General features: G+C 69.5%; 20 protein-coding genes. 16 read left to right on the top strand and 4 right to left on the bottom strand.

The window, feature by feature from the left end:
• Nucleotides 1-33 precede the first annotated feature (33 nt).
• Nucleotides 34-1,086: a chitinase gene (locus IE275_RS18720; RefSeq protein WP_189712457.1), complete on the bottom strand. Its 1,053-nt coding sequence runs from the start codon at nt 1,084-1,086 to the stop codon at nt 34-36.
• 417 nt (nt 1,087-1,503) lie between these two features.
• Between IE275_RS18720 and IE275_RS18715 the strand changes: the two genes are divergently transcribed.
• The 4 genes from IE275_RS18715 (at nt 1,504) to IE275_RS18700 (ending at nt 6,344) form a co-directional block, all read left to right on the top strand.
• On the top strand, nt 1,504-1,806 hold the full coding sequence (locus IE275_RS18715) for a hypothetical protein (protein ID WP_308435660.1): 303 nt from the start codon (nt 1,504-1,506) through the stop codon (nt 1,804-1,806).
• Nucleotides 1,807-1,885: 79 nt separating this feature from the next.
• A complete protein-coding gene (locus tag IE275_RS18710) occupies nt 1,886-4,261 on the top strand; it encodes a bifunctional polysaccharide deacetylase/glycosyltransferase family 2 protein (RefSeq protein WP_189712455.1) in 2,376 nt (791 codons plus the stop codon).
• Nucleotides 4,261-5,625: an acyltransferase family protein gene (locus IE275_RS18705; protein WP_189712454.1), complete on the top strand. Its 1,365-nt coding sequence runs from the start codon at nt 4,261-4,263 to the stop codon at nt 5,623-5,625. Before IE275_RS18710 ends, IE275_RS18705 begins: the two co-directional genes overlap by 1 nt.
• Nucleotides 5,626-5,648: 23 nt before the next feature.
• Nucleotides 5,649-6,344 carry a demethylmenaquinone methyltransferase gene (locus tag IE275_RS18700; protein WP_189712453.1) on the top strand — a complete coding sequence of 232 codons (696 nt, stop codon included), beginning with the start codon at nt 5,649-5,651 and terminating at the stop codon, nt 6,342-6,344.
• A gap of 53 nt (nt 6,345-6,397) precedes the next feature.
• Here the strand turns inward: IE275_RS18700 and IE275_RS18695 are convergent, their stop codons facing one another.
• Nucleotides 6,398-6,712 carry a PASTA domain-containing protein gene (locus IE275_RS18695; protein ID WP_268255275.1) on the bottom strand — a complete coding sequence of 105 codons (315 nt, stop codon included), beginning with the start codon at nt 6,710-6,712 and terminating at the stop codon, nt 6,398-6,400.
• Between the two features lie 201 nt (nt 6,713-6,913).
• Nucleotides 6,914-7,426, bottom strand: coding sequence for a GNAT family N-acetyltransferase (locus IE275_RS18690; RefSeq protein ID WP_189712451.1), 513 nt, complete (start codon nt 7,424-7,426; stop codon nt 6,914-6,916).
• Nucleotides 7,427-7,523: 97 nt separating this feature from the next.
• Between IE275_RS18690 and IE275_RS18685 the strand changes: the two genes are divergently transcribed.
• Nucleotides 7,524-8,831 (top strand): geranylgeranyl reductase family protein, encoded by a 1,308-nt coding sequence (locus IE275_RS18685; protein ID WP_189712450.1) that lies wholly within the window; start codon nt 7,524-7,526, stop codon nt 8,829-8,831.
• 390 nt (nt 8,832-9,221) lie between these two features.
• Here IE275_RS18685 and IE275_RS18680 read toward each other — a convergent pair whose 3' ends face one another.
• Nucleotides 9,222-10,040, bottom strand: coding sequence for a C40 family peptidase (locus IE275_RS18680; RefSeq protein WP_189712449.1), 819 nt, complete (start codon nt 10,038-10,040; stop codon nt 9,222-9,224).
• 713 nt (nt 10,041-10,753) lie between these two features.
• On the opposite strand from IE275_RS18680, the gene IE275_RS18675 reads away from it, so the two are divergent.
• The 11 genes from IE275_RS18675 to nuoK are packed head-to-tail and all read left to right on the top strand — an operon-like array spanning nt 10,754 to nt 21,628.
• A complete protein-coding gene (locus IE275_RS18675) occupies nt 10,754-11,113 on the top strand; it encodes an NADH-quinone oxidoreductase subunit A (RefSeq protein ID WP_007383963.1) in 360 nt (119 codons plus the stop codon).
• Nucleotides 11,114-11,126: 13 nt separating this feature from the next.
• Entirely contained in the window at nt 11,127-11,681 is a 555-nt protein-coding gene (locus IE275_RS18670; protein ID WP_189712448.1) for a NuoB/complex I 20 kDa subunit family protein, read from the top strand.
• Nucleotides 11,678-12,463, top strand: a complete 786-nt coding sequence (locus IE275_RS18665; RefSeq protein ID WP_189712447.1) for an NADH-quinone oxidoreductase subunit C — start codon at nt 11,678-11,680, stop codon at nt 12,461-12,463. Before IE275_RS18670 ends, IE275_RS18665 begins: the two co-directional genes overlap by 4 nt.
• Complete coding sequence (locus tag IE275_RS18660) at nt 12,460-13,800, top strand: NADH-quinone oxidoreductase subunit D (RefSeq protein ID WP_189712446.1); 1,341 nt, start codon at nt 12,460-12,462, stop codon at nt 13,798-13,800. The genes IE275_RS18665 and IE275_RS18660 overlap by 4 nt, the downstream gene beginning before the upstream one ends.
• Nucleotides 13,797-14,669 (top strand): NADH-quinone oxidoreductase subunit NuoE, encoded by an 873-nt coding sequence (gene nuoE / locus IE275_RS18655; RefSeq protein WP_189712445.1) that lies wholly within the window; start codon nt 13,797-13,799, stop codon nt 14,667-14,669. Before IE275_RS18660 ends, nuoE begins: the two co-directional genes overlap by 4 nt.
• A complete protein-coding gene (gene nuoF / locus IE275_RS18650; RefSeq protein ID WP_189712444.1) occupies nt 14,666-16,015 on the top strand; it encodes an NADH-quinone oxidoreductase subunit NuoF in 1,350 nt (449 codons plus the stop codon). Before nuoE ends, nuoF begins: the two co-directional genes overlap by 4 nt.
• Nucleotides 16,012-18,516 carry an NADH-quinone oxidoreductase subunit G gene (locus tag IE275_RS18645; RefSeq protein ID WP_189712443.1) on the top strand — a complete coding sequence of 835 codons (2,505 nt, stop codon included), beginning with the start codon at nt 16,012-16,014 and terminating at the stop codon, nt 18,514-18,516. Before nuoF ends, IE275_RS18645 begins: the two co-directional genes overlap by 4 nt.
• A complete protein-coding gene (gene nuoH / locus IE275_RS18640) occupies nt 18,513-19,877 on the top strand; it encodes an NADH-quinone oxidoreductase subunit NuoH (RefSeq protein ID WP_189712442.1) in 1,365 nt (454 codons plus the stop codon). The genes IE275_RS18645 and nuoH overlap by 4 nt, the downstream gene beginning before the upstream one ends.
• A complete protein-coding gene (gene nuoI / locus IE275_RS18635; RefSeq protein ID WP_189712441.1) occupies nt 19,870-20,481 on the top strand; it encodes an NADH-quinone oxidoreductase subunit NuoI in 612 nt (203 codons plus the stop codon). Before nuoH ends, nuoI begins: the two co-directional genes overlap by 8 nt.
• Nucleotides 20,478-21,332 (top strand): NADH-quinone oxidoreductase subunit J, encoded by an 855-nt coding sequence (locus tag IE275_RS18630; RefSeq protein ID WP_189712440.1) that lies wholly within the window; start codon nt 20,478-20,480, stop codon nt 21,330-21,332. The genes nuoI and IE275_RS18630 overlap by 4 nt, the downstream gene beginning before the upstream one ends.
• A complete protein-coding gene (gene nuoK / locus IE275_RS18625) occupies nt 21,329-21,628 on the top strand; it encodes an NADH-quinone oxidoreductase subunit NuoK (RefSeq protein WP_003998919.1) in 300 nt (99 codons plus the stop codon). Before IE275_RS18630 ends, nuoK begins: the two co-directional genes overlap by 4 nt.
• Nucleotides 21,629-21,631 lie beyond the last annotated feature (3 nt).

Genomic DNA, 21,631 nt, shown 5'->3' with positions numbered 1-21,631 from the left:
TCGCCGGGTCCCGACCGTTCCGCCCTGCCGTGGCTATCCCGAGAACGCCTCCGCGAACGCGCCCGAACTCTGCTCCACACCACTGCAATTGGTGAGCGCGTCGTCCGTGGCGGTGCCCTCCTCGCACTGCTGATCGCGGAACGTCGACCACATTGACACCCACGCGACGCCCTTGTTCTCGGCGAACGTCCGCACCTGAGCCGCGTCGGCCAGGGTGAACGTCTCGTTGTCGACGTCGTTCGTGCCGATCATCGAGGTGAGCGCCATCGCCCGCCACGCCGTGGCGTCCGTCGTGCCGAAGACCTCCTTCAGCTGGGTGTGCGCGGCCGTCGCCGAGGTGATCGCGTACGCGCCCATGTCGCCGTCGTACGACTCGCCGTAGTTCATCGTCATCAGGTTGACGGTCGAGACCTGCACGTCGTACTTGTTCGCGTACCTCAGCAGCGTCAGCCCGTCCTCGTCGAGCCCGGACGGCATCACCGGGAGGGTGAAGGAGACCTCCAGGCCGGGGCGTTCCTCCTGGAGCAGCGCGATCGCCTTGGAGCGCAGGGCGACCGAGTCGGTGTCGGTCAGCTGGGCGCCCTCGATGTCGAAGTCGGCCTGTGTGGAACCGGCCGCGTCGAGTGCCTCGCCGTACGCCTCGGCCAGCGCGGACGCACTGGAGCAGGTGGACCCCAGCTCCTTGCCGGACGCCCCGCCGAAGGAGACCCGGACCGTGGCGCCCGACTCCTTCAGCGCGGAGATACGGGAGGCCACCGCCGAGTCGTCGACGGCGCTCGCCCCGTTCCACTTCGGCGTACAGCTGCTGCCGTCGGAGATGACGAAGGCCAGGTTGTACGTCGCCGGTGAACCGGCGGAGTCGTTCTCGGAGGCCTCGCCTGCACTGACGTACGGGGCGTAGGCCGTGCCCGTGGTCGTCGACTGCGACGGCGACGGCGATGGACTCGCCGCCTCCTCGTTCTGTTGCCCCTGTTTCGTGGCCGCGGGTGCCGCGTCCGACGTGCTGTCGGATCCCGCGGAGCATCCCGTTGCGGCCAGGGCGATCAGACAGGCGAGCCCAGCCGTTGGCACCAGGAAACTCCTCATTTGCAAGCACCCGCTCTCGTGATGGTGGTGATTTCTGTCTCAGGACGGAAAAAACTGGCCTTACCGGATTGGATACCGGCTTGGAAATGTCTCACATGAGGGCTGATCGCACGGGAACAGTGGACACACAGACATGTCGTGGACACATTCGCGCAAAAGGGTGCAATCGCCCACCCAAAAGGGGCAATCGACCCTCCCATGTCACGGACAGGTCTCGCAGCCAATTCATGAATCTCTCAGGAAGAAGACAGGTTCACCCGTTTCTCATGGGCCTCTCACATGCGAGACAGAGTTTCTGCCACATAAAGGCCTCCTAATATCCGGGGAATGCAATCCGAGCCTGCCTTCGACAGTCGTGAAGCCGTTCGCGGTCGCCGTCGCAAACGTGGCGGTGGCAACGCCGACGGACCCGTGTTCGTGGACAACTCCGGGCGCAGGTCCAAGCTGCTGCGCCGGGCCGGCACCCTCCTCGGCGTCGGCTGCCTCGTCTACGCCGTCGTCCTCGGCGCGGCCTTCATGGGCTGGGGCACCTCCCTCACGCCGTCCTCGCTGCTGCCCTTCGGGGGGAACAGCCAGAGCGGCCAGCGGCCCGGCGGCTTCGGCCCCAACGGCGGCGTCGGCGAAGAGGTCGGCGCTCCGGGCGGCACCGCGCCGTCCGCGCCGCCCACCGGGACCGCCTCGCCGGCCCCCAGCACGTCCGCCTCCGCCGTCGCCGGCTGACGGCCGGCGCCGCCCACTCGACGCTCCGGACGTCCTCCGACGCTCTCGACGCCCTCCGACGGAACGCAGCCACATTCCTATGACGACGACTTCCTCCCGCGGCCGCCGCCGCGCCCCCTCCCGCATCGGCCGGGCTGCGGGCAAGGCCGCGGCGTTGCAGAAACCGCGTGTCATCCTCGCCCTGCTGCTTCTGCTGGCATTGACCAGCGTGATGCTCCTCGACGGCTATCTGCGCGCCGAGGTCGGAGGCGACCAGCGCGTGCGCACCGGCGCCAGCTCCAGCAAGGTGCCCGACAAGGTCATCGACGGCGGCCCGATCCTCACCTTCCGGGGCGGCCAGGCCACGACGATGTCCGTCCCGGACAAGACGATCGCGCTCACGTTCGACGACGGCCCGAACCCCACGTGGACGCCCCAGGTCCTGGCGATCCTGGAGGAGTACGACGTGCCCGGCACGTTCTTCGTGGTCGGCTCGATGGTCTCGCGCTACCCGGGCATCGTGAAGGACATGGTCGACCAGGGCAACGAGGTGGGCATCCACACCTTCACCCACGTCGACCTCTCCTACCAGAGCGACGCCCGCGTCACCCGCGAGATGACCCAGACCCAGCTCGCGCTGGCCGGCGCGGCCGGCATCACGACGACACTCTTCCGCGCCCCGTACTCCTCCGAGGCGGACGCCATCGACAACTACAGCTGGCCCGTCTACAAGGAACTGGGCGAGGACGGCTACACCAGCGTCTTCGTCGACACCGACAGCGACGACTGGAAGCGGCCCGGCGTCTCGAAGATCATCAAGTGGGCCACGCCGGAGGACGGCAAGGGCGCGTCGGTGCTCTTCCACGACGCGGGCGGGGAGCGTTCGCAGACCATCAAGGCGCTGCCGAAGTACATCGAGAAGATGCGGGCCGCGGGGTACACGTTCACGACGATCAGCGGGGTGATCGCGGAGCAGAACGGGGCCGCGGGCGGCAGCCGGACGGGTGCCTCCGCCGGAGCCTCGGCGGGGACCGCCGCGGGGGCCGCCGGTACGCAGCCCGGCGGGACGGCACCGAGCGGTGAGGCCCCGGGCAACGCCGAGGGCGACGCCGGAGAGAACGGGAACAGCGGCAACGGGAACAGCGGCGCGGCAGGCACCGCCTCCCGGCTCCAGGCCGCCCACCGCGAGGCCACCGGCGTCACCCTCTACGAGGGCAAGGCCCTCATCGCGGCGGTCGCCCTCGCCGAGTGGACCGTCCCGGCGCTCTCCGTGGGGCTGATGGTCGTCGGCGTGGCGGTCATGGGCCGCTTCGGGATGATGCTGATCCTCGCCCGCCGCCACTACCGACAGCGCAACAAACGCCGCTTCAGCTGGGGGCCGACCGTCACCCGCCCGGTGAGCGTGATCGTCCCGGCGTACAACGAGAAGGAGTGCATCGCCAACACACTGGAGTCCCTGGCGAAGAGCACCCACCCGATCGAGATCATCGTCGTCGACGACGGTTCCACGGACAACACGTCCGAGATCTCGCGCGAGGCGGCGCGGGCCCTCGGCATGACGAACGTCCGCGTCATCCGCCAGGAGAACGCGGGCAAGCCCGCCGCGCTCAACAACGGCGTGCGCAACGCCAGTTACGACATCGTCGTGATGATGGACGGCGACACCGTCTTCGAACCGGACGCCGTGCACCAGCTGGTGCAGCCCTTCGCGAACCCGAAGGTCGGCGCGGTCGCCGGCAACGCCAAGGTCGGCAACCGCGACACGATCATCGGCGCCTGGCAGCACATCGAGTACGTGATGGGCTTCAACCTCGACCGCCGCATGTACGACCTGCTGCGCTGCATGCCGACCATCCCCGGCGCGATCGGCGCGTTCCGCCGGGACGCCGTGCTGGAGGTCGGCGGCATGAGCGAGGACACCCTCGCCGAGGACACCGACATCACCATCGCCATGCACCGCGCGGGCTGGCAGGTCGTCTACCAGGAGCACGCCAGGGCCTGGACGGAGGCGCCCGGTTCGCTGAAGCAGCTCTGGTCCCAGCGCTACCGCTGGTCGTACGGCACCATGCAGGCGCTGTGGAAGCACCGCAAGTCCCTGACCGACAAGGGCCCCTCGGGCCGCTTCGGCCGCGTCGGCATGCCGCTGGTCGTCATCTTCCAGATCATCACGCCGGTCTTCGCCCCGCTCATCGACGTGTTCACCGCCTACTCGATGATCTTCATCGACTTCAAGGCGGCCCTGCTCGCCTGGCTGGCGGTACTGGGCGTCCAGCTCTTCTGCGCGGCGTACGCCTTCCGCCTCGACCGCGAGAAGTACCGCTATCTGCTGATGATGCCGCTCCAGCAGCTCGCCTACCGCCAGATGATGTACCTCGTCCTCATCCACTCCTGCATCACGGCCCTCACGGGCGGCCGCCTGCGGTGGCAGAAGCTGAAGCGCACGGGCGAGGTCGGCACCCCGGCCGGGGTGAGCTGATGAGCTGGGAGCAGCAGGGGCAGGGGCAGGGGCAGGGGTACGGGTACGGGTACGGGTATCAGGAGCCGGCGCCGTCGCCGTATCCGCAGTCGTACGGCCATGAGCAGGGGTACGCGCAGCAGCCGTACGGCCAGCCGCAGTACGGTCAGCCGCAGTACGTGCAGCAGCCGTATCCGCAGGAGTACGCGGAGCGCGAGCAGGAGGTCGACGTCGAGGCCGAGGCGACGGCGTCGATGCCGGTCGTGGAGCCGGAGCCGGAAGCGGTCGTGGAGCCGGAGCCGGTCGTGGTGCCGGGCGCCGGGGAAGCAGGCGGCGCCAAGCAGCCGAAGCCCCCTGTCAGGGACCGCTACTTCGACACCCTCAGGGCCCTGGCCCTGATCAGGGTCGTCACCTACCACACCTTCGGCTGGGCCTGGGCCGGCATGGTCTTCCCCTCCATGGGGATCATGTTCAGCCTGGCCGGCACCCTGATGGCCAAGTCCCTCGAACGCCCCGCGCTCAAGGTCGTCAAGAGCCGCCTGCGCCGCCTGCTGCCCCCGTTCTGGTTCTGGGGCGTCTTCGTCGTCCTCGCGATGCTCATCCACGACTGGATGCCGAACTGGGAGATCGTCTACTGGATCGTCCCGCTGGGCGACCCGCCGGGCAACGCCTGGGGCGAGCAGGCCTGGGAGATCCTCTGGTACCTGCGCACCTACCTCTGGTTCGTCCTGCTCTCCCCTCTGCTGCTCCGCGTCTTCCGGCTCGCCCCGCTGCCGGTCCTCGCCCTCTCGCTCGCCCCGATCCTGGCCCTGGGCTTCGTCTGGGCCGGCCCGGACAACCGGCTGGGCAGCGGCCTGTGGGACCTGTCGACGTACCTCTTCTGCTGGATGCTCGGCTTCGCGCACCGCGACGGCGTCCTCCAGCGGATGAAGCCGGCCGTCGTCGTCGTGCTCTCCCTCGCGGCGCTCGGCTTCGGCGGCTGGTACGCCCTCTCGCACCAGGCCGAGTTCGGCACCTACGACCTCGACGAGAACCCCCTCGCCCAGGCCTTCTGGTCGGCCGGCTTCGTGCTGCTGCTGATGTGGGCGAAGGCGTACTTCGGGATCGACTTCGCCTGGCTCACCCGCTTCCGCCGGACCGACCGGCTCGTGACCGTCTTCAACGCGCGCGCGGTCACGATCTACCTCTGGCACGAGATCGCCCTGATCCTCGCCGTCCCGCTGATCGACCGGTTCTGGGAGGTTCCGGCGTTCGAGACCTATCTGCCGCTGGAGAGCCAGTGGTTCATGTTCGGCATCGGCTGGCTGCTGATCGGGGCGTTCGTCCTGATGTGCGGCTGGGTGGAGGACGTCGCGGCGAAGAAGAAGCCGAAGCTTCTGCCGTGAGGGCGTGCTGTAAGAATGGCGAGGTGACCCGTGCTTCCCTGAACAAGCAGCCCCACGAAGTCGCCTCGATGTTCGACCGCGTGGCGGAACGGTACGACCTGACGAACGACGTGCTGTCGCTCGGCCAGGACCGCAGGTGGCGCAAGGAGGTGGCGAGGGCGGTCGACGCCCGCCCGGCGCAGAAGATCCTCGACCTCGCCGCGGGCACGGCCACCTCCTCCCTCCCGTTCGCCCGGACCGGCGCGTACGTCGTCCCCTGCGACTTCTCCCTCGGCATGCTCCAGGTCGGCAAGAAGAAGCACGGCTGGCTGCCGTTCACCGCCGGGGACGCCACCCGGCTGCCCTTCAAGGACGACACCTTCGACGCCGTCACGATCTCCTTCGGCCTGCGCAACGTGCAGGACTTCGACGCGGGCCTGCGCGAGATGTACCGCGTGACCCGGCCCGGCGGACGGGTCGTGATCTGCGAGTTCTCCCACCCGACCTGGGCGCCCTTCCGGACCGTCTACACCGAGTACCTGATGCGCGCCCTGCCGTCGGTCGCCCGCGCGGTCTCCTCCAACCCGGAGGCGTACGTCTACCTCGCCGAGTCCATCCGTGCCTGGCCCGACCAGCCCGCGCTGGCCGAGCGGCTGCGGAAGGCCGGCTGGTCCCGGGTCGCCTGGCGCAACCTCACGGGTGGTGTCGTGACCCTGCACCGGGGCTTCAAGGAGGCCTGAGCCGCGCCCGGTTCAGCAGCGGGTGATCGCCACGAAGGGGTCGCCCGCCCGGTTCAGGTGGTGATCGCCTCGAAGGGGTCCCCGGGCCGGTCCAGTTCGCGTTGCAGCCCGCCGCCGCCCGGATGCGGGACGCGCGGCTCCCGGACCCCCGCCCCTCCGCCGCCCTCACCCTCGCCGAAGTCGAACCACACGGAGACCACGGCCCCGCGCGGCACCTCCACTCCTGGCGGTGGGTACTGGCGTACGACGTAGTCGACGACGGCGTGGTGGAAGTCGGGCCGGTCGGGTGCGGCCAGCAGCACGCCTCGCGCCGTGGCCGCCTCGCGCGCGTCCACGGCCATCAGGCCGACGAACCGCGGTACGCGCACTTCGGGTGTTTTGGGTGGTATGAGCACAGATGTCACCCCCAGCGGTACTGGAAGGGTAACCGCCCGGGGGTGTCGTCCGGAAGCGCTGCGTGTCTATCCGTGGCATTTCGCTACGCAGCGTGACTTTTTCGGGGTGCCGCCCCCGGTCCGGCGGCGGTGGCACCCGGCTTGAAAGTGGTGTCGCCCGGCCTGGAGGCGATGTCACCCGGCCTGGAGATCGAGCCGGTAGCAGTGGCCCTCGCGCCGGGACTCGGGAGCCGTGAAGACCTCGGCGAGGCGCATGCCCAGCCGCCGGGTCACCGCGATCGACCGCGCGTTGCCGGCGTCGACCATCGCCACCACCTCCGGCACCCCGGCCGCCCGCACCCGCTCCACCGTCGTCCGCGCGGCCGCCGTCACATAGCCCTGGCCCCAGTACTCGCGCCCGAGCCGCCAGCCGATCTCGATCTCGCCCTTCGGCCCCCACTCCGCCGGCCACGGCTGCGCCCCGGTGAAGCCGATGACCCGGTCCTCCCGGTCCAGCAGCGTCCACAGGCAGAAGCCGCGTTCGGCGTCGTGCAGGCGCTGCCTGGCGGTCAGCTCCTCGTAGACGGAGAGCTCCGCCCGCCCGCCCTGGAACTCCATGACGTCCGGGTGGTCGAAGACCCGGTGCCAGGCGACCGCGTCCTCGTCCGTGGGAACACGCAGCCGTACGACGGGGAGAGCAGGTTTCACGGGGCAGCCCTTCAGCCGGGTGATCAATTCTGCTGAATAGACTGCCCATGTCCAGTGCCGGTCGGCACGCGTATTTCGAACTTGGGGAGATCCCGCCGTGACCGTCGTGAACGAGCCCCTCTCCGAGCCTCTTTCCGGGAACACCGCCGATGTGATCGTCGTCGGCGCGGGGCCGGCCGGATCCACGACCGCCTACTACCTCGCCAAGGCCGGGCTCGACGTACTCCTGCTGGAGAAGACCGAGTTCCCGCGCGAGAAGGTCTGCGGCGACGGCCTCACCCCGCGCGCCACGAAACAGCTCGTGGCCATGGGCATCGACATCTCCGAGGAGGCCGGCTGGCTGCGCAACAAGGGGCTGCGCATCATCGGCGGCGGGATGCGGCTCCAGCTGGACTGGCCGGATCTCGCCTCCTTCCCGGACTACGGCCTCGTCCGCAAGCGGGACGACTTCGACGAGCAGCTCGCCCGCCAGGCCCAGAAGGCGGGCGCCCGCCTCTACGAGCGCTGCAACGTCGGCGCCCCGATCGTCGACGACCGCACCGGCCGGATCACCGGTGTCCACGCCAAGCTGGGCGAGGAGAAGCGCGAAGTCACCTTCCGCGCGCCGCTGGTGGTCGCCGCCGACGGCAACTCCACCCGGCTCTCGCTGGCGATGGGCCTGCACCGCCGCGAGGACCGCCCGATGGGCGTCGCCGTCCGCACCTACTTCACCTCCCCGCGCCACGAGGACGACTACCTGGAGTCCTGGCTGGAGCTGTGGGACCGCCGCGGCCCCGGCGAGGACCGCCTGCTGCCCGGCTACGGCTGGATCTTCGGCATGGGCGACGGCACCTCGAACGTCGGCCTGGGCGTGCTGAACACCTCCGACTCCTTCAAGGAGCTCGACTGGCGCGAGGTCCTCAAGGCGTGGTGCGCGTCCATGCCGGAGGACTGGGGCTACACCCCCGAAAACATGACCGGCCCGATCCGCGGCGCCGCCCTCCCCATGGCCTTCAACCGCAAGCCCCACTACACCAAGGGCCTGCTGCTGGTCGGCGACGCCGGTGGCCTGGTGAACCCCTTCAACGGCGAGGGCATCGCCTACGCCATGGAATCCGGCCAGATCGCCGCCGACGTCATCGTCCAGGCCCACGCCCGCGCCACCCCCGGCCAGCGTGAACTCGCCCTCCAGCGCTACCCGCAGATCCTCGCCGACACCTACGGCGGCTACTACACGCTGGGCCGCGCCTTCGTGAAGCTCATCGGCAACCCGAAGGTCATGAAGATCGCCACCCAGCGCGGCCTCACCCACCCGCTGCTCATGAAGTTCACCCTGAAGATGCTCGCCAACCTCACCGACCCCACCGGCGGCGACGCGATGGACCGCATCATCAACGGCCTGAGCAAGGTGGCCCCGAAGGCGTGAGGGGCCCCCGGCCCTGGGGGTCCTGTCGGCGCTGCCGGCTCCGCGGGGCGCGGCCCTGCGGGGCTGGGCCCCGCGGGGCTCTGCGGGGCGCGGCTCTCCGGGGCTCGGCGGGGCGGCGGCCCGGCGAGCGGCGGCCGTGCCGGGTGCCGTGCCGGGTGCCGTGCCGGGCGCCTTGCCGGGTGGCCGGCGTCGGGTCGGCCCGTGCCGGGCGCCGCGGCGGAGTGCCCCGCGTGCGGACGGCGTCTGCCGTGGCATCGACACCGGATTGACGAGGTGTCCGACATGTCGGACACCCGCGTCGGCTCCCTGAAAAGGGCAGCCCGAAGGGCCGCGGCCCCCGAGCGGCTGCGGCCCTTGCGGTCCGTGGGGTGCCCGAACGGCACCCGTGGGTCAGAGCACCCGCACCGCGCCGCTCGCCGGGTAACCCGACAGGTCCTGGATGACGACACCCTTGGAGGGGTTGGCCGCGTCCAGGTACTGGCCGTTACCGATGTAGACGCCCACGTGGTACGCCGAGCCCTTGCCACCCCAGTACAGAATGTCGCCGACCTGGATCTGCGACAGCGGGATGTCGGTGCCGGACATCGACTGGTCCTGCGACACTCGCGGCAGGTCGACACCGACCTGCCGGAACGCCGCCTGGACCAGCGAGGAGCAGTCCCACGCGTTGGGTCCGGTGGCACCCATGACGTAGGCGTCGCCCACCTGTGCCTTGAGGAACGAGATGACGGTCGCCACGCTGCCGCTGGCGGGCGCGGAGGCGGTCGTCGAGGTGGTGGAGAGGGTCGTACGTCCCGCGGAGCGGGAGGCGGCCTCAGCGGCGGCCTTACGGGCCTCCTCGGCCTTCTTGGTGGCCTCCGCCTTCTTGGCGGCGGCGAGGTCCTTCTGGGCTTCTGCGGCCGCGGCGGCGGCGGCCGCGTCACGCTCGGCCTCGAGCTGGTAGTTCGCCGCGGCCTGCTGCGTGGCTTCGGCGGACTGCGCGACCTGCGTCGCCAGGTCGCCGGTGAGCACGGGCAGTTCGAGCGTCTGCGTCACCGGCTCGGCGGCGTTGGCCGAACCGGCCGCCGTGGCGACGGCCAGCGTGCCGAGGACACCACTGGCGACTCCGGCCCGCATCGCGATCGTCGACGCGCTGCGGCGGGGTTTCCGGTGGCTGCGTATGTGAGCGGTGTGGGACATGAGTCCAACCGGTATCAGGGGCTCCTCCATACCTTCAAGAAACGTGTGCTGCGCCACAATTGTTCAATGGAGCCCCCGAACACCTGGAGTTCGGCTCTTTATTGACGCCGTAACGGACATTGCGGACTAGGCATCTCAAGCCTGTGATCATGGGCTTTCGTAGTTACGTCCGGATTGCCCTGCGCCTACCATCGGTTGGGATCGTTGGCCAAGCCCGGTTCTCCGCCGCCCTGGCGAGTGTGGCGGAGGTCACGGAACGATTACCGGAGGGGCCGCGTCTCGCGCCCGCATCGCGGCCGGCTCCGCTCGTGAACGCGTGCACGCGTCCACACCTCGCCCCGGTGGTCCCTCTGATGTGTGAACGCGATCCTTTATCAGGACATTCGGTCCATCGCCAATTTGCATGCAAGGGAAGCCTCTTGATATGGAGACGACCCTCGCCGCCTGCGGTGACGAGCGCAAATGTCACTTCTTGTGATCACTCTGACGCTTCGCGTACGAAGATCACTGCTGATATGACTTCATGATCCTTCATCAGGTGGTGGAGATCACAAAGCTTGTGCAATACCCCGTGTCGCAGATCACAGATCGGCGGGCATAAGATGCGAGGCAGTTGGGCTTGTGACCTGCTTCACATGTTCGCGATCTTCGCCGGGACGGGCGGGACTTGCGTGGCGCGTGAGGCGGATGTGAGTCCGATGCCATCGCCAGCAGTCAGTGCCGACTGAGAGGAGCGAGGAGCGGTGAACGCGTATGCGCCCATCCTCGTACTGGGAGCCCTCGGGGCAGGCTTTGCGATCTTCTCCGTGGTCATGGCCACGCTGATCGGGCCGAAGCGGTACAACCGCGCCAAGCTCGAGGCCTACGAGTGCGGTATCGAGCCGACCCCCACGCCGGCCGGCGGCGGGCGCTTCCCCATCAAGTACTACCTGACGGCGATGCTTTTCATCGTCTTCGACATCGAGATCGTCTTCCTCTACCCCTGGGCCGTCACCTTCGACGCCCTGGGTGTTTTCGGGCTCGTGGAGATGCTGCTCTTCGTGCTCACCGTCTTCGTCGCCTACGCGTACGTCTGGCGGCGCGGCGGCCTGGAATGGGACTGAGGGGCCTTTAACCATGGGACTCGAAGAAAAGCTGCCGAGCGGCTTCCTGCTGACCACCGTCGAGCAGGCCGCGGGCTGGGTGCGCAAGGCGTCCGTCTTCCCCGCCACGTTCGGCCTCGCCTGCTGTGCCATCGAGATGATGACCACGGGCGCGGGCCGCTACGACCTGGCGCGTTTCGGCATGGAGGTCTTCCGCGGCTCACCGCGCCAGGCCGACCTGATGATCGTGGCCGGCCGGGTGAGCCAGAAGATGGCGCCGGTGCTGAGGCAGGTCTACGACCAGATGCCCAGCCCGAAGTGGGTGATCTCCATGGGGGTGTGCGCCTCGTCGGGCGGCATGTTCAACAACTACGCGATCGTCCAGGGCGTCGACCACATCGTGCCCGTCGACATCTACCTCCCCGGCTGCCCGCCGCGCCCCGAGATGCTGCTGGACGCGATCCTCAAGCTCCATCACAAGATCCAGAACTCCAAGCTGGGCGTGAACGCCGAGGAAGCGGCCCGCGAGGCGGAGGAAGCGGCGCTCAAGGCCCTGCCCATGATCGAGATGAAGGGGCTGCTGCGGTGAGCGACGCGAACGGCGCCCAAGGCGCGAACGGCTCCTCGGACGGGGGGAACGGTTCCGCGAACGGTGTGAACCCCGAGAAGGACCTCTCCTCCTCCAACCTCCCCGGCCAGCGCGGCCAGGGCGGCGAGGAGGTCCGCGTCCAGCGCGGCATGTTCGGCGCCGACAACGGCGGCGACACCTCCGGCTACGGCGGCCTGGTCCGCTCCGTCCGGCTCCCCGGCCCCGCCGCCCGCCCCTACGGCGGCTGGTTCGACGAGGTCGCCGACGAACTGGAGGGCGCGCTGGAGGAACAGGGCCTCCTCCCCGAGAACGCGATCGAGAAGACGGTCGTCGACCGCGGCGAGCTGACCTTCCACATCGAGCGCGAGCACCTGCTGCGCGTCGCCCGCACCCTGCGCGACGACCCGGCCCTGCGCTTCGAACTGTGCACCGGCGTCAGCGGGGTCCACTACCCGAACGACAAGGGCCGCGAGCTGCACGCCGTCTACCACCTGCGCTCGATCACCCACAACCGGCTGATCCGCCTGGAGGTCAGCACCCCGGACGCCGAGCCGCACATCCCGTCCCTGGTCTCCGTGTACCCGACCAACGACTGGCACGAGCGCGAGACCTACGACTTCTTCGGGATCGTCTTCGACGGTCACCCGGCCCTGACGCGGATCATGATGCCGGACGACTGGCAGGGCCATCCGCAGCGCAAGGACTACCCCCTCGGCGGCATCCCCGTCGAGTACAAGGGCGCCCAGATCCCGGCTCCGGACCAGCGGAGGTCGTACTCGTGAGCACACAGTCAGCATCCGAGGCCTCGGCCGCTTCGGCGCGCGAGACCACCGAGGGCACCGTATACACGGTCACCGGTGGCGACTGGGACGAGGTCGTCCAGTCCGCGGCCCGCGCCGACGACGAGCGGATCGTCGTCAACATGGGCCCCCAGCACCCCTCCACCCACGGCGTGCTCCGGCTGATCCTGGAGATCGACGGCGAGACGGTCACCGAGGCCCGCTGCGGCATCGGCTACCTGCACACCGGCATCGAGAAGAACCTCGAGTTCCGCACGTGGACGCAGGGCACCACGTTCGTGACGCGCATGGACTACCTGACGTCCTTCTTCAACGAGACCGCCTACTGTCTCGCCGTCGAGAAGCTCCTCGGCATCGAGGACCAGATCCCCGAGCGGGCCCAGATCATCCGGGTGCTCCTGATGGAGCTGAACCGGATCTCCTCCCACCTGGTGTGCATCGCCACCGGCGGCATGGAGCTGGGCGCCACCACGGTCATGATCTACGGCTTCCGTGACCGGGAGATGATCCTCGACATCTACGAGCTGATCACGGGTCTGCGGATGAACCACGCGTACATCCGCCCCGGCGGACTCGCGCAGGACCTGCCGCCCGGCGCGGTGGACCACATCCGCGAGTTCGTGAAGAAGATGAAGAAGAACCTTCCCGAGTACGACAAGCTCGCCACCGGGAACCCCATCTTCAAGGCCCGCCTCCAGGACATCGGCTACCTCGACCTGGCCGGCTGCATGGCGCTCGGCGCCACCGGCCCCGTCCTGCGCTCCGCCGGCCTCCCGCACGACCTGCGCAAGAGCCAGCCGTACTGCGGCTACGAGACGTACGACTTCGACGTCCCGACGACCGACAGCTGCGACGCCTACGGCCGCTTCCTCATCCGGGTCGCCGAGATGCACCAGTCCGTGCGGATCGTCGAGCAGTGCCTGGACCGGCTCCAGCCCGGCCCCGTCATGGTCGGCGACAAGAAGATCGCCTGGCCGGCCCAGCTCGCCCTGGGCCCGGACGGTCTCGGCAACTCCCTCGACCACATCAAGAAGATCATGGGCACCTCCATGGAGGCCCTGATCCACCACTTCAAGCTGGTCACCGAGGGCTTCCGCGTCCCGCCGGGACAGGCGTACGCGGCCGTCGAGTCGTCCAAGGGCGAACTCGGGGTGCACGCCGTGTCCGACGGGGGCACCCGCCCCTACCGGGTCCACTTCCGCGACCCGTCCTTCACCAACCTTCAGGCGATGGCGGCGATGTGCGAGGGCGGCCAGGTCGCCGACGTCATCGTCGCCGTCGCGTCCCTCGACCCCGTGATGGGAGGCGTCGACCGGTGACCACCTCTTCTTCCGAGCGGGGCGTCAGCCTGGGCATGCCGGAACTGCCCGCGCCCGCCTACCCGGACGACGTCCGGACCCGGCTGGAGGCGGACGCGCGCGAGATCATCGCCCGCTACCCCGACTCCCGGTCCGCGCTCCTGCCGTTGCTGCACCTCGTGCAGGCGCAGGAGGGACACGTCACGCGCACCGGGATGCGGTTCTGCGCGGACGTACTGGACCTGACCACGGCCGAGGTGACCGCGGTCGCCACCTTCTACACCATGTACCGGCGCCGGCCGAGCGGTGACTACCAGGTGGGCGTCTGCACCAACACCCTCTGCGCGGTGATGGGCGGTGACGCGATCTTCGAGGAGCTCCAGGACTACCTCGGCGTCGGCAACGGCGAGACCACCGACGACGGAAAGATCACCCTGGAGCACATCGAGTGCAACGCGGCCTGCGACTTCGCGCCGGTCGTGATGGTCAACTGGGAGTTCTTCGACAACCAGACCGTGCAGAGCGCGAAGCGCCTGGTGGACGACCTGCGGATCGGACGCACGGTGTCGCCCACGCGCGGGGCTCCGCTGTGCACCTTCAAGGAGACCGCCCGGATCCTGGCGGGCTTCCCCGACGAGCGGGACGGAGCCGTCGAGGCGAGCGGCAGCGCGGGACCCGCGTCGCTGGTGGGCCTGCGCCTGGCCAAGGGGGAGACCGCACCCGCGCGCGTGGTCCACCCGCGGGACGGCGGGCCGCACGACGAGCCGCAGGACCGGGCGGTGCACGAGCCGTCGCCCACCGAGCACCTGAGTTCGCACGACGCGCCGCAGGACACGTCGGCCTCCGACCCTGCGCACCCGGCAGGGCCCACCGCCGAGGAGGGGGAGTGATGACCTTGGCACCCGAGCTGAAGGGCAACAGCCCCGAGAAGCTGCTCGCACCCGTTCTGTCGGCCTTCTGGGACGAGGACAGGTCCTGGTCGCTGGACGTCTACCGCAGGCACGAGGGGTACGAGGGGCTTCGCAAGGCGCTCGCCATGTCTCCGGACGACCTGATCGCCTACGTCAAGGAATCAGGTCTGCGCGGGCGCGGCGGCGCCGGGTTCCCGACGGGAATGAAATGGCAGTTCATTCCCCAGGGCGATGGGAAACCGCACTATCTAGTTGTCAACGCCGACGAATCGGAGCCGGGAACCTGCAAGGACATCCCGCTCCTCTTCGCGAACCCGCACAGCCTCATCGAGGGCATGGTGATCGCGTGTTATGCCATCAGGTCTTCGCATGCGTTCATCTATCTGCGAGGTGAGGTCGTTCCCGTTCTGCGGCGGCTACACGAGGCCGTGCGCGAGGCCTACGCGGCGGGCTACCTCGGCGAGAACATCCTGGGCAGCGGACTCGACCTCGACATCACGGTGCACGCGGGCGCGGGTGCGTACATCTGCGGTGAGGAGACCGCGCTGCTGGACTCGCTCGAGGGCCGCCGTGGTCAACCGCGGCTGCGTCCTCCTTTCCCTGCCGTCGCGGGCCTCTATGCGTGCCCCACTGTCGTGAACAACGTGGAGTCGATCGCGTCGGTTCCCGCGATTCTGAACAACGGCAAGGACTGGTTCAGGTCGATGGGGAGCGAGAAGTCCCCCGGCTTCACGCTGTATTCGCTCAGCGGCCACGTCGCCAGCCCCGGCCAGTACGAGGCGCCGCTCGGCATCACCCTCCGCCAGCTCCTGGAGATGAGCGGCGGCATGCGCCCCGGGCACCGGCTCAAGTTCTGGACACCGGGCGGTTCCTCGACGCCGATGTTCACCGACGAGCACCTCGACGTCCCTCTTGACTACGAAGGAGTGGGCGCCGCGGGTTCCATGCTCGGCACGAAAGCACTCCAGTGCTTCGACGAGACGACCTGTGTGGTGCGCGCCGTCACCCGCTGGACCGAGTTCTACGCCCACGAGTCCTGCGGCAAGTGCACACCGTGCCGTGAAGGCACCTACTGGCTCGTGCAGTTGCTGCGCGACATCGAGGCCGGCAAGGGCGTGCTGTCCGACCTCGACAAGCTGAACGACATCGCCGACAACATCAACGGCAAGTCGTTCTGCGCCCTCGGCGACGGCGCCGCCTCGCCGATCTTCTCGTCGCTCAAGTACTTCCGCGAGGAGTACGAGGCGCACATCACGGGCCGCGGCTGCCCCTTCGACCCGGCCAGGTCGACGGCCTGGGCCGACCGCACGGAGGTGAACGCATGACCGTGACCACCAGCGCTCCCTCCGGAGGAGGCGAGGCGGCGGTCCCGCCGGAAGATCTCGTGACGCTGACGATCGACGGCGCGGAGACCAGCGTGCCCAAGGGCACCCTGGTCATCCGGGCCGCCGAACAGCTCGGCATCGAGATCCCCCGCTTCTGCGACCACCCCCTCCTCGACCCGGCCGGCGCCTGCCGCCAGTGCATCGTCGAGGTCGAGGGCCAGCGCAAGCCGATGGCGTCCTGCACGATCACGTGCACGGACGGCATGGTGGTGAAGACCCACCTCACCTCGCCCGCCGCCGAGAAGGCGCAGCACGGCGTGATGGAGCTGCTCCTCATCAACCACCCGCTGGACTGCCCGGTCTGCGACAAGGGCGGCGAGTGCCCCCTGCAGAACCAGGCCATGTCGCACGGGCAGGCCGAGTCCCGCTTCGAGGGCCGCAAGCGGACCTACGAGAAGCCCGTCCCGATCTCCACCCAGGTGCTGCTCGACCGCGAGCGATGCGTGCTGTGCGCCCGCTGCACCCGGTTCTCCAACCAGGTCGCGGGCGACCCGATGATCGAGCTGATCGAGCGGGGCGCGCTCCAGCAGGTCGGTACCGGCGAGGGCGACCCGTTCGAGTCGTACTTCTCCGGCAACACCATCCAGATCTGCCCGGTCGGCGCGCTGACCTCGGCGGCGTACCGGTTCCGCTCCCGCCCCTTCGACCTCGTGTCCTCGCACTCGGTGTGCGAGCACTGCTCCGGCGGCTGCGCCACCCGCACCGACCACCGGCGCGGCAAGGTCATGCGGCGCCTGGCGGCCCCGGACCCCGAGGTCAACGAGGAGTGGATCTGCGACAAGGGGCGGTTCGCGTTCCGGTACGCGCAGCAGCGCGACCGGCTCCAGACGCCCCTGGTGCGCAATGCCGAGGGCGACCTCGAACCGGCGTCCTGGCCGGAGGCGCTCCAGATCGCCGCCCAGGGCCTGCTCGCCTCGCGCGGCCGGACCGGCGTACTGACCGGCGGCCGGCTCACCATCGAGGACGCCTACGCCTACAGCAAGTTCGCGCGCGTGGCGCTCGACACCAACGACATCGACTTCCGCGCGCGCGTGCACAGCGGCGAGGAGGCCGACTTCCTGGCCGCCCGGGTCGCGGGCCGCGGCCGCGACCTCGACGGTACGGGCGTCACGTACACCACGCTGGAGAAGGCGCCCGCCGTCCTGCTGATCGGGTTCGAGTCGGAGGAGGAGGCGCCGGGCGTCTTCCTGCGGCTGCGCAAGGCCTGGCGCAAGCACGGGCAGAAGGTGTTCTCCCTCGCCACGCACGCCACCCGCGGACTGGAGAAGGCGGGCGGCACGCTGCTGCCGGCCGCCCCGGGCACCGAGACCGAGTGGCTGGACGCCCTGACCAGTGGCTTCGGCCTGGACGTGGACGGCACCAAGGCCGCTGAGGCGCTGCGCGCCGACGGCGCGGTGATCGTCGTGGGCGAACGGCTGGCGGCGGTGGCCGGCGGCCTGACCGCCGTCGTACGGGCCGCCGCGGCGACCGGCGCCCGGCTGGTGTGGATCCCGCGCCGGGCCGGGGAGCGCGGCGCGATCGAGGCGGGCGCGCTGCCGTCGCTGCTGCCGGGCGGACGCCCGGCCACCGACCCGCGCGCGCGGGAGGAGGTCGCCGCCGCCTGGGGCGTCGCCGAACTCCCGCACCGCTACGGCCGTGACACCGGGCAGATCGTGGAGGCCGCCGTGACCGGCGAACTCCAGGCGCTGCTCGTGGCCGGGGTGGAGGTCGCCGACCTGCCCGACCCGGCACGCGCGCGTGCCGCGCTCGCCGAGGCCGGGTTCGTGGTGTCGCTGGAGCTGCGGCCCGGCGAGGTCACCCGGCACGCCGACGTCGTCCTGCCGGTCGCGGCGGTCGCCGAGAAGCCGGGCGCGTTCCTCAACTGGGAGGGACGGGTGCGCTTCTTCGAGGCGGCGCTCAAGCCCGAGCAGATGACCCGCCGGCTGGCGCCGTCCGACGCCCGCGTCCTCCAGATGCTGGCCGACGCCATGGACGTCCACCTGGGCCTGCCGGATCTGCGCACGGCCCGCGCGGAGCTGGACCGGCTCGGCGCCTGGGACGGGGCGCGGGCCGGCGAGCCCACCGAGAGCGCCGCCCAGCTGCCGCGCCCCGCCGCCGGCGAGGCCGTCCTGGCCGGGCACCGGCTGCTGCTCGACCGGGGCCTCCTCCAGGAGGGCGACGAGGCACTCGCCGGGACGCGGCACGCCGCCCACGCGCGCGTGTCCGCCGCCACGGCCGCGGAGGCCGGCGTCGAGGACGGTGCCGTCCTCGCGGTGACCGGGGCCGCGGGAACGGTCGAACTGCCCGTCAAGGTCACCGAGATGCCCGACCGGGTGGTGTGGCTCCCGCTGAACTCCGTGGGCGGGGGCGTCGCCTCCGACACCGGGGCCACCCCCGGCGCCCTCGTCCGCATCGGCCCGGCGACGCCGGCCGCCGAAGCCCCCAAGGAGGTGGAGGCATGAGCCCGTACCTCGCCGCTGAAGACCTCTCGATGTTCGGCCACGACCCGTGGTGGCTGGTCGTGATCAAGGCGGTGTTCTGCTTCGCCTTCCTGATGGTGACCGTGCTGTTCTCCATCGTCTGGGAGCGCAAGGTCGTCGCCTGGATGCAGTTGCGCATCGGTCCCAACCGGCACGGTCCCTGGGGCATGCTCCAGTCGCTCGCCGACGGCGTGAAGCTGATGCTGAAGGAAGACCTCATCGTCAAGCGCGCCGACAAGGTGGTGTACGTCCTCGCGCCGATCGTGGCGGCCATCCCGGCCTTCATGGCGATCGCGGTGATCCCCTTCGGCCCGGCCGGCAACGAGATCTCGATCTTCGGCCAGCGCACCACGATGCAGCTGACGGACCTGCCGATCGCGGTGCTCTACATCCTCGCGGTCGCCTCGGTCGGCATCTACGGCATCGTCCTGGCGGGCTGGAGCTCCGGATCGACCTACCCGCTGCTCGGCGGACTGCGCTCCTGCGCGCAGATGATCTCCTACGAGATCGCCATGGGTGCCGCGTTCGCCTCGGTGTTCCTGTACTCCGGGTCGATGTCGACGTCGACGATCGTCGAGCAGCAGCAGGACCGCTGGTACGTCATCCTGCTGCCGGTCTCCTTCATCATCTACATCGTCACGATGGTCGGCGAGACCAACCGCGCCCCCTTCGACATGCCGGAGTCCGAGGGCGACCTGGTCGGCGGTTTCAACACCGAGTACTCGTCGATCAAGTTCGCGATGTTCATGCTCGCCGAGTACGTGAACATGGTGACGGTCTCCGCCGTGGCGACCACGCTGTTCCTCGGCGGCTGGCGGGCCCCCTGGCCGATCAGCTCCTTCTGGGAGGGCGCGAACCACGGCTGGTGGCCGATGCTCTGGTTCGTCGTCAAGGTGCAGCTGCTGCTGTTCTTCTTCATCTGGCTGCGCGCCACACTCCCGCGCGTCCGCTACGACCAGCTGATGAAGCTCGGCTGGAAGGTCATGATCCCCGTCTCGGTGACCTGGCTGATGCTCGTCGCGACCGTACGGACCCTGCGCAACGAGAACTACGACTTCGCCGACATCGCGCTCTACGTCGGCGGCGGTGTCCTGGCCCTGCTGCTGCTCTCCTTCGTCGTGGACATGTTCCGCGGCGGCGAGAAGGAGACGCGGGCCGCGGCGGCCGCGCCCGCCGAGTTCGACCCGATGGCGGGCGGGTTCCCCGTGCCGCCGCTGCCGGGACAGGAGCTTCCGCCGGTGCCCAGGCGCCGTCCGCGCCGGGAGCGCGAGCTGATTGTCAGTGGCGGGCCCGATACTCAGAGTGACGGATCTCTGCAGGGAAAGGAGGCGTCCGATGGCTGAGGAGCCCAAGGAGGCCGGGCAGACGACGCCCGGTTTCCAGAACCCCGTGGCCGGCTTCGGCGTGACGTTCAAGGCCATGTTCAAGAAGCGGCTGACCGAGCAGTACCCGGAGCAGAAGAAGACCACCGCTCCGCGGTTCCACGGACGGCACCAGCTCAACCGCCATCCGGACGGCCTGGAGAAGTGCGTCGGCTGCGAGCTGTGCGCCTGGGCCTGCCCCGCCGACGCCATCTACGTCGAGGGCGCGGACAACACCGACGAGGAACGCTACTCGCCGGGCGAGCGGTACGGCCGCGTCTATCAGATCAACTACGCCCGCTGCATCCTGTGCGGCCTGTGCATCGAGGCGTGCCCCACGCGCGCGTTGACGATGACCAACGAGTTCGAGCTCGCCGACTCCAGCCGCGCCAACCTGATCTACACCAAGGAACAGCTGCTGGCCGGCCTCGACGACAACATGGTCGATACCCCGCACGCGATCTACCCGGGCACGGACGAGCAGGACTACTACCGGGGCCTGGTCACCGAGGCCGCGCCCGGTACGGAGCGCCAGGTGGCCGTGTCCAAGGGCGAGAAGCCCGAAGAACAGGAGGTGGAGGCATGAGCGCACAGCTCGCCGCCTACTCCACGTCCACCGGCGAGGCGTTCCAGTTCTGGGTGCTCGGCACCGTCGCGGTGATCGGCGCCCTGTGCACCGTCTTCATGAAGAAGGCCGTGCACAGCGCGCTCTGTCTCGCCGCCACCATGATCATCCTGGCGGTGTTCTACCTCGCCAACGGCGCCTACTTCCTGGGCATCGTGCAGATCGTCGTCTACACCGGCGCGATCATGATGCTGTTCCTGTTCGTGGTGATGCTCGTCGGTGTCACCGCGGCGGACTCCCTGAAGGAGACCATCAAGGGACAGCGCTGGCTGGCCCTGGTGTGCGGCCTCGGCTTCGGCATCCTGCTGTTCGCCGGCATCGGCAACGCCTCCCTGACGGAGTTCAACGGCCTCGCCGAGGCGAACGCGAGCGGCAACGTGGAAGGGCTCGCCGCCCTCCTCTTCACCAAGTACGTCTTCGCGTTCGAGATCACCGGCGCCCTGCTCATCACCGCCGCCGTCGGCGCCATGGTGCTCACCCACCGGGAGCGCACCGAGCGCGCGAAGACCCAGCGCGAGCTGGCCGAGCAGCGGGTGCGCGAGGGCAAGCACCTCCCGCCGCTGCCGGCCCCCGGTGTGTACGCGCGGCACAACGCGGTGGACATCGCGGGCCTGCTGCCCGACGGCACCCCGTCGGAGCTGACCGTCAGCAGCACGCTGCGTGAGCGCGGTCAGATCCGTGACGTGTCCACCGAGGCGATGGCCGACCTCAAGGCCCTGGAACAGCGCGCCCAGGAACGCCTGGAGCGCACCGGGACCGAGCCGCCGCACCTCGAGCGGAACTCCCGGCGGACCGAGGAGGCGTCGAAGTGAACCCCGTCAACTACCTCTACCTCGCCGCCCTGTTGTTCACGATCGGCGCCACGGGCGTGCTCATCAGGCGCAACGCGATCGTCGTGTTCATGTGCATCGAGCTGATGCTCAACGCCTGCAACCTCACACTCGTCGCCTTCTCCCGGATGCACGGCAATCTCGACGGCCAGATCATCGCCTTCTTCACGATGGTCGTCGCCGCCGCGGAGGTCGTGGTGGGACTCGCGATCATCGTGTCGCTGTTCCGTTCCCGCCACTCGGCCTCGGTCGACGACGCCAGCCTGATGAAGCTGTAAGGG

Source organism: Streptomyces phaeofaciens (assembly GCF_014648915.1).
Classification (GTDB): Bacteria; Actinomycetota; Actinomycetes; order Streptomycetales; family Streptomycetaceae; genus Streptomyces; species Streptomyces phaeofaciens.
The sequence above is the reverse complement of the archived record's forward strand: the minus strand, read 5'-3'. Positions and strand labels throughout refer to the sequence as shown.